The organism is Streptomyces sp. NPDC055103, assembly GCF_053607625.1.
This window is the reverse complement of the sequence record NZ_JBSGTX010000057.1, coordinates 47,673-59,758: the sequence shown is the minus strand read 5'-3', so window position 1 is coordinate 59,758 and position 12,086 is coordinate 47,673. Positions and strand designations below refer to the sequence as shown.

The window sequence follows — 12,086 nt, the reverse complement described above, 5'->3', positions numbered from 1 at the left end:
CGCCGACCGACCGCCTTCCAGACCTACCTCGATCAGCACGAGATCCCCCGGCCGAAGTCCTGGCGCACCCTGGGCGCCTGACCTCGGCGACTCCATGATCCCCGACAGAGTCAAGCTAGGGCGTGTTTCGAAAGTCCCGTGCCTGTCTTGAGCCGGTGGCAACCCCTGGCGGCAGTGACCGGATGGGCAACCTACCGCTACCCGAGGGTCCGGTTCCGTTGCACATGAGGTTTCCCTCCGCTCACCGGCGGAGCCGGTCCGTTTGGGCCTGCGCACGCAGCTTCGCCACGCGCTCGGCAGCCTTTTCGATCTCGTTAGCCGTACTCACTTACCCCCGTTGGTCACATCGAGGCCATGCTCGGCAGCCAGCTTCTTGTCCTGCTCGTCGTAGCCGGGTCTCATCCGCACGGTCGGGCTCAGACGGTCGAACGTCTCGGGGTTCGACACCTTGAGCGCTGCCAGTTAGCTGTTGGCCGTGACGGCGCTGCTGCCCGTATCAAGGTGCCGCCAGTGGAGCGTCACGCGTTCCTCGATCGCGATGTACTTGCGGGACTCCGGGTCCCGGCCGGGGCCGACGGATACACCAGCAAGGAAGAGGTCGAGGAACTCGCGACGCTTGAACACGTCCCACTCCGCCCAAGGAGAACCAGGGCCCAACGGGTCCTCACCCGACTCGTGCCACTCCGACGGAATCTGAATCGCCGCGGTGGTCTGCTCCTCCAGTTCTTCCAACCTGGCCGTGCACTGGTCCTCGAAATTCCGGTACTGCGTCATCGTCGCCCGCCACATGGCCAGTTCGTCGCGCCCTCGGTAGAGCCCCGCCTTACGGTCGGCCTGAAGTTCGGCGATGGAGTTCCGGACGTGCTCCAGGTGCGCTGCCATCTCGCGCCTCTCCTCCTGGACTCCGGACAGGTCACGCTGTAGCGCAAAACGGAGTGCCGCCTGCGCGAGCCACTCCCTGTCCTCTTCGTCGTCGACGTCTGCACCGTCAAGCCGTTCCCAAACACAGCGGGCCACGTAGTCGTCGGCGTCCTTGCGCTTGATGCTCAATCCACCGTGGCCCTTGGGGTTGGCGCACATGTAGCAGTCCTGGCCGCCGTTGTTCTTACTCTGCCCCAGAGAGCCCGCGCAGATCTCGCAGGTGGCGAAGCGCCATCCGCTCAGGAGGGTGGGTGTGGCCTCTCCGCCAGGCTGCCTGTTGGTCTTGTTGCGCTTGCTTCGCCGCTCCTGGAGCTCCAACCACTTGGTCCCCGCGACGACGCCCCGGTGGGGAGTCAGAGGCGCCCCGCCCTCATCCCGAGCGATCATGTTCGCGTACGCCTTGCCCCGCTTCACGCGTTCGCTCGCGAAGCCTCCGACGGCCGGGTGGGAGAGAATCCAGCGCACTGTCTGCGCGCGCCATCGGACGGGGCTGTCCTCGTTCGACACGCGCCGCTTCTTGATGGACTGCATCCGCTTCTCTGTGGCTCGCCGTTCGGCCTCTCCGGGCGCCGGTACTTCCTCCGAGGCCAGCGTCGTCGCGATCTTGTTGTCCGAGATTCCGGCGAACGACATCTCCACCATGCGCTCGACGATCTCGACGTGCTCCGGGTTGTCTTCGTCAGGCTCAAGGACGGACACGACCAGGTTGCCGATCTTCTCGCGCACGGCCCGCATGCCGTACGGGGCGGAGCTGGAGTGCCGGCCGCCGATCGCCCTGATCTCGTCCTTGGCTCCGCGCAGGCGCTCCGCCTTGATGTCGCTGTCCTGCTTCGCGAGTGCCGCGATCAGCGCGAAGATCGCGACGCCGATCGGGTTCGACGTGTCGAGGAACGGTTCGAGTACGGAGACGAAGCGGACGCCGTACTTCTTGAACTCCTTGTCGATGTCCAGCGCGTCATGCGCGCCCTTGCGGGTCAGCCGAGACAGCTCGTTGACGACCACCACATCGACTTCGCCCGCGCGCACGGCGGCCATGAGGTCTTCGAAAGCCGGGCGGACAGCTTTTGGATCCCAACCGGACCTTCCGACGTCTTTGAAGGTGTGAACCACCTCCCACCCCCGGCTGGCAGCCAGCGCCTGGCCGGCCGCCAGCTGTGCCTCCGGGGATGCCTCGGGCGAGTCCGGGCGGGCTTTGGACTGTCGGGCGTACACGGCCACTCGCACCGTGTCGAGCTGCTCGGCTCCCACGGCCGAAAAGAAGGGGGGCAAGACCTCTCACCTGCTCTTTTCTGTCGTTGAAGCTCTACCGGTTAGCTACATGTAGAAAGTGATCCAGATGAACCAGCTCCACACCCCGAACGCGAGCAGGAACCAGGAGACTCGGCGGCTGAGCTTCATGGCACCAGTATCGCCGTCGGCCTCCCGGGGCCCGCGTCCGGGTGGACGAGCCCGGACGAACCGCCCGGTGGGGTTCGGATACCTGTTCCGTACCTGTACGTTCACGACCGTGTCTGCTTCGAAGAGGACCGCTTGGGCGGTCGCCACTGCCGTGTTCCTGCCTCTCGCCATCGCCGCTCCCGCGGCCCACGCGGACGAAGGGAAGGACGCGAAGGACAAGCAGCCCAAACCGCCCGCCACCATGTCCGCGGTCGGTGGCGCACTGCTCGGCAAGCCCGGTACGCAGGTTCAGCTGGGCCCCGGCGCCCCCGTGCTGCCGAAGGAGCTGTCCGCCCGGTCCTGGATCGTCGCGGACGCCGAGAGCGGTGCGGTCCTCGCCTCGCACAACGCGCACTGGCGGCTCGCCCCGGCGTCCACGCTCAAGATGCTCTTCGCGGACACCCTGCTGCCGAAGTTCCCCAGGACGCAGAACCATCTCGTCACCAACCGGGACCTGACGGGGATGGGCTCCGGCTCCAGCCTGGTCGGCATCAAGGAGAAGCAGACCTACAGCGTCCACGACCTGTGGCTCGGGGTCTTCCTGCGCTCCGGCAACGACGCCGTCCACGTCCTGTCGGCCATGAACGGCGGCGTCCCGCAGACCGTGAAGGACATGAACGACCACGCGGCCGAGCTCCAGGCGCTCGACACCTACGTCGTCTCCCCGGACGGCTACGACGCCCCGCGCCAGGTCTCGTCCGCGTACGACCTCACGCTCATCGCCCGCAGCGGCATGCAGAACCCGGACTTCCGGGAGTACGCCGCCACGCCCCGCGCCGCCTTCCCCGGCGAGCAGAAACCGGGCAAGAAGCGCGAGACCTTCGAGATCCAGAACACCAACCGCCTCCTCACCGGCGACCTCGGCGTCGCCCCGTACCAGGGGATCGCGGGGGTGAAGAACGGCAACACCACCCATGCCGGATCCACCTTCACGGGCGTCGCGGAGCGCGGCGGGAAGGTGCTGCTCGTCACCGTGATGAACCCGTCCTCGAAGGAGCAGCACGCGGTCTACAAGGAGACCGCCCGGCTGCTCGACTGGGGCTTCGCCGCGGCCGGGAAGGTGACGCCGGTGGGCGAGCTCGTGCCGCCCACGTCGGCCCGTACGGGGACGGGGACGGGCGCGGGAACGGACGCGGGGACGGGGACGGGGGGCTCGGACGGTTCCGCGCCCGCGCCCGGGAAGAACGCTCCGGACCCGTCGGCGGCCTCCGCCGCCCCGGAGGAGAAGTCCGGCGGGGTCGGGATCGCGCTGAGCGTGGCGGGCGGGGCGCTCGTCCTGCTCGCGGGCGCCGTCTTCCTCGTCAACCGCCGCTGGCCGCTGTCCGGTTCGGGGGGTCGGCGTCGCCGGTCGTCGCAGGCTCCGCTGGATCCCGACGTGAACCCGTAGCCGTCCATGCCGCGCAGAACAGCAGCAGTTTCGCGGTGAAGTTGATCCACAGCATCAGGGCGATCGGGGTGCCGAACGCCCCGTACATCGACTTCCCCGCGACGTCCCTCATATAGCCGCCGAGCAGCAGTTTCAGCAGCTCGAAGCCGACCGCGCCGATGATTGCCGCCACCACGAGCCGGCGGCGGGGCGGGTGGACGCCGGGCAGCAGCGTCAGGATGTACAGCAGGATGAGGAAGTCGGCGACGGCGGCGACGAGGACGGCGGCCGCCTGGAGCAGGTAGCCGCCCGCGCCGTCGCCGGAGATGCCGACCTGGTCGGCGCTCCAGCCGACGGCGGTCGAGCCGAGCCAGGACGCGGCGAGCGAGGCGACAGCGACTCCGCCGAGCCCGAGGAGTACGAGCGCATCCTTGCCCTTGCGTACGACCGGGTTGCCCTCCTCGATGTCGTCGAGCCCCCATACGGCGCGCAGACAGTCCCGCATCGAGCCGATCCAGCCGATGCCGGTGACGAGCAGGAGGGCGCCGGCGATGAGTCCGACGGTGCCGGCGTTGGCGACGAGCCCGTCGATGTCGAGCTGGTCGGAGATGCCGGGAACCTGGTCGGCGATCTTCTTCTCGATCTTGTCGAGCTGCTCCTGGGAGAGGAGCGCGGCGCCGATCGCGGCGGCGACGGTGATCAGCGGGAAGAGGGCGAGGAAGGAGAGGAAGGTGATCGCGGCGGCGAGCCGGCTCCAGTGGACCTCGTCGAGGGTCTCGTACGAGCGCCAGGCGTGGGTCCGCATGAGGCGGGTGACCACGGGGCCGATGACGGGGAGCTTGGTCAGCCAGTCCATGTCGTACGCGTACCCCTTGATCCGTTGGTCCCGAAGATGGCCGGAGTACGAGAATCCCCCGACGGAGCGCGTGGGCCGGTGACCGACATCCCGGAGACCACACGGCGGCAATAGCGGCATAAGCCGCAGACACGGCTATACGGTCACCCTGATGGCTGTCGAGACCCCCGCCCTCTGAGGAGTACCCACCATGAAGGACGCCTTCGGCACCCCCCAGTCCCTGCTCGTCCTCGGCGGCACCTCCGCGATCGGCCTCGCCACCGCGCGCCGCATGATCGCCCGCGGCGTCCGCACGGTCTGGCTGGCCGGCCGCCCCTCCCCCGCGCTCACCGCCGCCGCGGACTCGCTGCGCGCGCTCGGCACGGAGGTGCGCACCGTCCCCTTCGACGCGCTCGACACCGAGTCGCACGAGGAGCGGCTCGGCAAGATCTTCACGGAGGGGCCCGTCGACGTCGTGCTGCTCGCCTTCGGGGTCCTCGGCGACCAGGCGCACGACGAGGCCGACCCCGTCGCCGCCGTCCGGGTCGCGCAGACCAACTACACGGGCGCCGTCTCGGCCGGTCTGGTGTGCGCGGGCGCGCTCCAGGCGCAGGGGCACGGCTCGCTGGTGGTGCTGTCCTCGGTGGCGGGCGAGCGGGCCCGGCGCGCCGACTTCATCTACGGCTCGTCGAAGGCGGGGCTCGACACCTTCGCCCAGGGCCTCGGGGACGCGCTGTACGGCACCGGCGTGCACGTCATGGTCGTCCGCCCCGGCGCCCTGCGGTCGAGGAGGCCGGCGGGGCGCGCCGAGGCGCGGCTCGCGACGACGCCGGAGGCGGTCGCGACCGCGATCGAGCTGGGGCTGCGGCGCCGCTCGGAGACGGTCTGGGTGCCGGGGGCGCTGCGGCTGGTGATGTCGGCGGTACGGCACACGCCGAGGCCGCTCTTCCGCCTCCTGCCCGTGTGAGACACGGGCGGAGGGTGAGTCCCCGGAGGGCTCAGCCCGCCGGGGTGGCCGTCGGCGCGTCGACCGGGCTGCCGCCCTGCGTCGGGACGGCCGAGATCGGCCGGCCGCTGCCGAACTCGTAGTCGTACAGCTTCCGCCACACGCCGTCCGGGCCCTGCTCGTACAGCGCGAACGAGCGGCACGTCCAGGCCGCCTCGTACCCGGCGAGCTCCTCGAACGCCCGGTCCATCCCCTTCTCGGAGATGGCGTGCGCCACGGTGACGTGCGGGTGGTACGGGAACTGGAGCTCGCGCGCGAGTGGTCCCTCCTCGTCCCGGATCCGGTGCTGGAGCCGGTTGCAGAGGGGGACGCCCTCCGCGAGCTTCACGAAGACGACCGGAGAGAGCGGGCGGAAGGTCCCCGTGCCCTGCAGACGGACGGGGAACGGCCGGCATCCGGCGGCGACCCCGGCGAGGTGCGCCTCGATCTCCGGGAGCCGCTCCTCGGCGACCTCGGTCGGCGGGACGAGGGTGACGTGGGTCGGGATGCCGTGCGCGGCGGGATCCCCGAAGCCCGCGCGCCGCTCCTGGAGCAGGCTGCCGTAGGGCTCCGGGACCGCGATCGAAACGCCGAGCGTTACGGTCCCCACGTCGTTCTCCTCCGTCGTCCGTCGAGTGGTGTGTCGGTCTCTGTGTCCGTGGTGGTGCAGCCGCCAGTGTGCGTCCTGCACCACCCTCGTGGCCAGGGTCCTAGGACTCAGTGCTTGGCGGGCAGGAAGCCCATCCGGTCGTAGGTCCGCGCCAGCGTCTCGGCGGCGACGGCCCGCGCCTTCTCCGCTCCCTTGGCCAGGACCGAGTCCAGCGTCTCCGGGTCGTCCAGGTATTCCTGGGTGCGCGCCCGGAACGGCGTGACGAAGTCCACCATGACCTCGGCCAGGTCCGTCTTCAGCGCGCCGTACATCTTGCCCTCGTAGCTCTTCTCCAGGTCGGCGACGCTCGTCCCGGAGAGGGTGGACAGGATGGTGAGGAGGTTGGAGACGCCGGGCTTGTTCTCCGGGTCGAAGCGGATCACGGTGTCCGTGTCGGTGACCGCGCTCTTGACCTTCTTCGCGGTGACCTTCGGCTCGTCCAGGAGGTTGATCAGGCCCTTCGGCGTGGACGCCGACTTGCTCATCTTGATCGCCGGGTCCTGGAGGTCGTAGATCTTCCCGGTCTCCTTGACGATGTACGGCTTGGGGACCGTGAACGTGTCGCCGAAGCGGCCGTTGAAGCGCTCCGCGAGGTCGCGGGTCAGCTCGATGTGCTGGCGCTGGTCCTCGCCGACCGGGACCTCGTTGGCCTGGTAGAGCAGGATGTCCGCGACCTGGAGGATCGGGTACGTGAAGAGGCCGACGGTGGCGCGGTCGGCGCCCTGCTTCGCCGACTTGTCCTTGAACTGCGTCATGCGCGAGGCCTCGCCGAAGCCGGTGAGGCAGTTCATGACCCAGCCGAGCTGCGCGTGCTCGGGGACGTGGCTCTGGATGAAGAGGGTGCAGCGGTCCGGGTCGAGGCCGGCGGCGAGGAGCTGCGCGGCGGCGAGGCGGGTGTTCGCCCGCAGCTCGGCGGGGTCCTGCGGGACCGTGATGGCGTGCAGGTCGACGACCATGTAGAAGGCGTCGTGGGACTCCTGCAGTGCGACGTACTGGCGGACCGCACCGAGGTAGTTGCCGAGGTGGAACGAGCCTGCCGTGGGCTGGATTCCGGACAGTGCGCGAGGTCGATCAGAGGCCATGCACATCATTCTCTCAGGTGTGGGAACCGATCCCCGACTGCCGGTGTATCAAGAGTGTGAGGACGCGGGAGGGGACCCGGGAGGGGGGCCTGGTCGACGACGAGGCCGTGGTGATCGCACGGGTGCGCGCCGGAGAGCCGGAGGCGTACGCGGAGCTGGTTCGCGCGCACACGGCGGTGGCGCTGAGAGCGGCCGTGGCGTGCGGTGCTGGTCCGGAGGCCGAGGACGTGGTGCAGCAGGCGTTCTTCAAGGCGTACCGCTCGTTGGGACGTTTCAAGGAGGGCGCGGCGTTCCGGCCGTGGCTGCTGCGGATCGTGGTCAATGAGACCAGGAACACAGTGCGCTCGGCGGGTCGGCAGCGGGCCGTCGCGGATCGGGAGGCGGACCTGCTCGGCGGGGAGCCGCGGATACCGGAGTCGGCGGATCCGGCGGTCGCGGCCGAGGAGCGGGAGCGGCGCCGGCGGCTGCTCGACGCCCTGGACGGTCTCGCCGAGGAGCACCGGCAGGTGGTGATCCACCGGTATCTCCTGGAGCTGGACGAGGCGGAGACGGCGGAGGCGCTGGGCTGGCCGAGAGGGACGGTGAAGTCCCGGCTGAGCCGGGCGCTGAAGAAACTGGGACCGGTGCTGGAGGGACTCGTGCGGGAGGGAGGTGAGGAGCGTGTCTGACGAGCGGCTGCCCAGTGAGCTGCGGGAGCTGGGGCGGCGGCTGCGGGTGCCCGACGTGGACGGCGAGTCCATGGCGGAGCGGGTGCTCGCGCAGCTCCTCGCCGAGCGCGTGCCGACGCCCGTGCCGGAGCCCCTGCCGGCGGAGCGCCGGTGGTGGACGTCTGTGCGGGAGTCGGCGCGGAGAGGGGCGCGGGAGCGGTGGCGGGCGCTGGTGGCGGTCCTGACCGGTGTCCTGATCGTGCTGGTGCTCACCCCTCCCGTGCGGGCGGCGGTGGCGGACTGGTTCGGCTTCGGCGGGGTCGTCGTGCGGCACGACCCCGGCGGCCGCCGCGTCTCGGTCGGTGGCGCGGTGCCGGGGTGCCCCGATCCGGTGCCCCTGGCGGAGGCCGGGCGCAGGGCGGGCTTCGAGCCGCTGATACCGGGCGCCCTCGGTCCGCCGGACGCGGTCGTGGTGACGGGGTCGGCCGAGCGGGGCAGGGCGGTGATCGGCCTGTGCTGGCGTGACGGGGAGCGGACGGTCCGGCTGGACGAGTTCCCGGCCCGGCTGGACATCGGCTTCGCCAAGGAGGTCAGGACACAGCCGGAGTGGGTGGAGCTGCCGGACGGCGGGCAGGGGTACTGGTTCGCGGCGCCGCACCTGCTGACGGTCCCGTTGGCGGACGGGACGGGCGGGGTGTGGAGACACGAGGTCCGCACGGCGGGCCCGACCCTGCTCTGGACGTGGAGCGGCGGCGCGCTCACCTTCCGCCTGGAGGGCATACCGGACCGGGAGGAGGCACGGAGGACGGCGGAGTCGGTCGGCTGACGGTGCCTGTCCGGCGTGCGCCGGACAGAGCCGTGGGCGCGCCGTCGCCGAGGTTTCCGCGTCCGGCGCGCGAGCGACGATAAGAAGGGGAGTTCACAACCCCTGAGCTCCCGGGCCGCAGGACGAACGGAGACCCCGTGTCGAGGACGCAAGAGGCCATCGCTTCCGCGGAGGCGTACAGCGCTCACAACTACCACCCCCTTCCGGTCGTCGTCGCCTCGGCGGACGGTGCCTGGATGACCGATGTCGAGGGGCGCCGCTATCTCGACATGCTCGCCGGGTACTCGGCGCTCAACTTCGGGCACGGCAACCGGCGGCTGATCGAGGCCGCGAAGGCGCAGCTGGAGCGGGTGACGCTGACGTCGCGCGCCTTCCACCACGACCGGTTCGCCGAGTTCTGTACGCAGCTCGCGGCCTTGTGCGGCAAGGAGATGGTGCTGCCGATGAACACGGGGGCGGAGGCGGTCGAGACGGCCGTGAAGACCGCCCGGAAGTGGGGGTACGAGGTGAAGGGCGTGCCGGACGGGCACGCGAAGATCGTGGTCGCGGCGAACAACTTCCACGGCCGGACGACGACGATCATCAGCTTCTCCACGGACCACGAGGCCCGGGACCACTACGGCCCGTACACGCCGGGGTTCGAGATCGTCCCGTACGGGGACCTGACGGCGCTCGACGCGGCGGTGACCGAGAACACGGTGGCGGTGCTGCTCGAACCGATCCAGGGGGAGGCCGGGGTCCTGGTGCCGCCGGCCGGCTATCTCCCGGGCGTGCGGGAGCTGACGCGCCGGCGGAACGTGCTGTTCATGGCGGACGAGATCCAGTCGGGTCTCGGCCGGACGGGGAAGACCTTCGCGTGCGAGCACGAGGGGGTGGTGCCGGACGTGTACATCCTGGGGAAGGCGCTGGGCGGCGGTGTCGTGCCGGTGTCGGCGGTGGTGGCCGACCGTTCGGTGCTCGGGGTGTTCAGGCCGGGTGAGCACGGGTCGACGTTCGGCGGTAATCCGCTGGCCTGCGCGGTGGCCCTGGAGGTGATCGCGATGCTGCGGACGGGCGAGTTCCAGGAGCGGGCGACGGAGCTGGGCGATCATCTCCACGCCGAGCTGGGGCTGCTCGTGGGCGGTGGGGCGGTGGAGGCGGTGCGCGGGCGCGGCCTGTGGGCAGGGGTGGACATCGCGCCGTCGCGGGGCACGGGCCGGGAGATCTCGGAGAAGCTGATGGAGCGGGGGGTCCTGGTGAAGGACACGCACGGGTCGACGATCCGGATCGCGCCGCCGCTGGTGATCTCGAAGGAGGATCTGGACTGGGGGCTGGAGCAGTTGAGGGGCGTGCTGTCGGACTGACGGGGTCCGTTTCGGGTGGGGGCGGGGCTCGCCCGTACCGGTCTCGGGCGGGGCAACTCGGGCCATTGACATGACAGTTGGTCTAGGCCAATGATGCCGCCATGCCGAGACTCCGTCTGCGTCACGCCGTGCGTGCCGGGCTCGCCGCCCTCGTCCCCCTCGCGCTCCTCGGCGCGTCCACGGGACCCGCGCACTCCGCCCCGAAGGCGGCCTGGCCCGAGCCCGTCCCGGTGGTCTCGCACGTCGAGACCACCGACCCGGTCGTCTTCATCACCATCGACGACGGCTGGTTCCACGACGCGGCGGCGGCGAAGCTGCTGATCGACCGCCGGGTGCCCGCCTCGCTCTTCCTGCTGCCCGGCGCGTACTCGTACGACTCCGGCTACTTCCACACCCTGCTGAACCAGGGCCGCTCCCGGGTCGAGAACCACACCGTCAACCACCCCGACCTGACCATGCTCGACGCCGCCGGCCAGCAGGCGGAGCTCTGCGGGGCCCGCGACCAGCACCTCGCCCAGTTCGGCGACGGTCCGCGGCTGCTGCGCCCGCCCTACGGCACGTACGACGCGACCACCCGGACCACCGCGCGCGCCTGCGGGGCGAAGGCCGTGGTGACGTGGACGTACGACCTCACCACCTGGGGAGAGTGGACGCCGCCGACGCCGACGCTCAAGGCCGGCGACATCATCCTGCTCCACTTCAACGAGACCCTGAAGGAGGACCTGACGCGGGCCCTGGCCCTGGCCGAGGCGGCCGGCCTCGAGCCCGCGCCGCTCAGGGAGTACGTACCGGAGTAACCGGCCCCTACAGGATCACGTGCGGGAGGAAGCGGGCGTACTCGTCGGTGACGAGGCCCGCGGACTCGCGGATCCCGAGCCCCGCCGCCTCGTTCTCGACGACCCACGCGCCGAGCACCACCTTGTTGCCGTCGAAGTCGGCCAGCGGGGCGAGCTCCTGGTAGCAGCAGGCCTCCCCGTCCCGCACGAAGGGCTCCGTGCCGGCCTCGTGGAGGGTGACGCCCGCGCCCTCGCGGCCGAGCAGCGGCTTGGCGACCCATCCCGTGGTCGAGGCGAGCTCGCGCGGGCCGTCGAGGTAGGCGGGGAGCAGGTTCGGGTGGCCGGGGTTCAGTTCCCACAGGATCGCGAGCAGCGCCTTGTTGGAGAGGAGCATCTTCCAGGCGGGCTCGATCCAGCAGGTGGTGCCGGTCCCGCCGCCGTTGTCGAGGGTGTCGAGGACGTGCTTCCCGAAGCGGTCGGTGGTCAGCCACTCCCACGGGTAGAGCTTGAAGCAGCTGCGGATGAAGCGGAGCCGGTCGTCGACGAACCGGCGCGAGAGCCGGTCCCAGCCGATCCGCTCGACGGAGAGCGCCTCCGTGTCGAGCCCGGCCTGCTGGGCGGTCTCGCGCAGGTACGCGACCGTCATCAGGTCCTCGCCGAGCTCGTCGCCGTCGGAGTGGACGAAGTGGACGGGGCCGGGCGGCAGGAGGTGCGCCTGCCGCTTCCAGGCGTCGACGAGCCGCTCGTGGAGGGAGTTCCACTGGTCGGCGCCGGGAAAGCGCTCCTCCATCCAGAACCACTGCGGGCTGGCGGCCTCCACCAGCGAGGTGGGGGTGTCGGCGTTGTACTCCAGCATCTTGGCCGGCCCGGTGCCGTCGTACCGCAGGTCGAACCGCCCGTACAGGGAGGGGAGTTCGTCGCGGCGCCGCCAGGCCTCGGCGACCAGGGACGCGAGCTTCGGATCGGTGATGCCGAGCTCGGCGAAGCGGTCCCGCTCGACGATGTGCGCGGCGGCCGCCAGGCACATCGCGTGCAGCTCCTCGACGACCTCCTCCAGGGCCTCGACCTCGGGCAGGGTGAAGGAGTAGTAGGCGCTCTCGTCCCAGTACGGGCGCAGCGAACCGTCGGGGTAGCGGGTCAGGGGGTAGACGACCCCCTGCTCCTCCACGATCGTCTGCCAGTCGGGCCGGGGGTCGATGGTGTGCCGCTTCATGTGCCG

11 protein-coding genes and 1 pseudogene are annotated in these 12,086 nt (G+C 70.6%); 6 read left to right on the top strand and 6 right to left on the bottom strand.

Annotated features, from left to right (window positions below):
- Positions 1 to 462: 462 nt before the first annotated feature.
- Together ACWFR1_RS29685 and ACWFR1_RS29680 are read right to left on the bottom strand one after the other, a co-directional pair.
- A complete protein-coding gene (locus ACWFR1_RS29685; RefSeq protein WP_453556580.1) occupies positions 463 to 2,169 on the bottom strand; it encodes a recombinase family protein in 1,707 nt (568 codons plus the stop codon).
- Positions 2,170 to 2,244: 75 nt separating this feature from the next.
- Positions 2,245 to 2,319, bottom strand: a pseudogene (locus tag ACWFR1_RS29680) (SCO4848 family membrane protein); the annotation flags it as partial.
- A gap of 109 nt (positions 2,320 to 2,428) precedes the next feature.
- Here ACWFR1_RS29680 and ACWFR1_RS29675 point away from each other — a divergent pair.
- On the top strand, positions 2,429 to 3,745 hold the full coding sequence (locus ACWFR1_RS29675; RefSeq protein ID WP_453556578.1) for a D-alanyl-D-alanine carboxypeptidase family protein: 1,317 nt from the start codon (positions 2,429 to 2,431) through the stop codon (positions 3,743 to 3,745).
- Here ACWFR1_RS29675 and ACWFR1_RS29670 read toward each other — a convergent pair.
- The gene (locus ACWFR1_RS29670; protein WP_453556576.1) at positions 3,660 to 4,580 is read right to left on the bottom strand and encodes a YihY/virulence factor BrkB family protein; all 921 of its coding nucleotides are present in this window, start codon (positions 4,578 to 4,580) and stop codon (positions 3,660 to 3,662) included. The two genes, ACWFR1_RS29675 and ACWFR1_RS29670, sit on opposite strands and share 86 nt — an antisense overlap.
- A 190-nt stretch (positions 4,581 to 4,770) precedes the next feature.
- On the opposite strand from ACWFR1_RS29670, the gene ACWFR1_RS29665 reads away from it, so the two are divergent.
- Positions 4,771 to 5,526 (top strand): decaprenylphospho-beta-D-erythro-pentofuranosid-2-ulose 2-reductase, encoded by a 756-nt coding sequence (locus tag ACWFR1_RS29665; protein WP_453556574.1) that lies wholly within the window; start codon positions 4,771 to 4,773, stop codon positions 5,524 to 5,526.
- 31 nt (positions 5,527 to 5,557) lie between these two features.
- Here ACWFR1_RS29665 and ACWFR1_RS29660 read toward each other — a convergent pair whose 3' ends face one another.
- The gene (locus tag ACWFR1_RS29660; RefSeq protein WP_453556572.1) at positions 5,558 to 6,154 is read right to left on the bottom strand and encodes a 2'-5' RNA ligase family protein; all 597 of its coding nucleotides are present in this window, start codon (positions 6,152 to 6,154) and stop codon (positions 5,558 to 5,560) included.
- A gap of 107 nt (positions 6,155 to 6,261) precedes the next feature.
- A complete protein-coding gene (gene trpS, locus ACWFR1_RS29655; RefSeq protein ID WP_453556570.1) occupies positions 6,262 to 7,275 on the bottom strand; it encodes a tryptophan--tRNA ligase in 1,014 nt (337 codons plus the stop codon).
- Between the two features lie 56 nt (positions 7,276 to 7,331).
- Here trpS and ACWFR1_RS29650 point away from each other — a divergent pair, with 56 nt between their 5' ends.
- The 4 genes from ACWFR1_RS29650 to ACWFR1_RS29635 all read left to right on the top strand — a co-directional run bounded on the left by ACWFR1_RS29650 (position 7,332) and on the right by ACWFR1_RS29635 (position 10,888).
- Positions 7,332 to 7,943 (top strand): RNA polymerase sigma factor, encoded by a 612-nt coding sequence (locus ACWFR1_RS29650; RefSeq protein WP_453556567.1) that lies wholly within the window; start codon positions 7,332 to 7,334, stop codon positions 7,941 to 7,943.
- Positions 7,936 to 8,748, top strand: a complete 813-nt coding sequence (locus ACWFR1_RS29645; protein WP_453556564.1) for a hypothetical protein — start codon at positions 7,936 to 7,938, stop codon at positions 8,746 to 8,748. Before ACWFR1_RS29650 ends, ACWFR1_RS29645 begins: the two co-directional genes overlap by 8 nt.
- A 137-nt stretch (positions 8,749 to 8,885) precedes the next feature.
- Positions 8,886 to 10,091, top strand: a complete 1,206-nt coding sequence (rocD, locus tag ACWFR1_RS29640; RefSeq protein WP_453556561.1) for an ornithine--oxo-acid transaminase — start codon at positions 8,886 to 8,888, stop codon at positions 10,089 to 10,091.
- A gap of 101 nt (positions 10,092 to 10,192) precedes the next feature.
- Positions 10,193 to 10,888: a polysaccharide deacetylase family protein gene (locus ACWFR1_RS29635; protein WP_453556558.1), complete on the top strand. Its 696-nt coding sequence runs from the start codon at positions 10,193 to 10,195 to the stop codon at positions 10,886 to 10,888.
- 7 nt (positions 10,889 to 10,895) lie between these two features.
- On the opposite strand, the gene ACWFR1_RS29630 is transcribed toward ACWFR1_RS29635, so the two are convergent.
- Positions 10,896 to 12,080, bottom strand: a complete 1,185-nt coding sequence (locus ACWFR1_RS29630) for a glutathionylspermidine synthase family protein (RefSeq protein ID WP_453556555.1) — start codon at positions 12,078 to 12,080, stop codon at positions 10,896 to 10,898.
- Positions 12,081 to 12,086 lie beyond the last annotated feature (6 nt).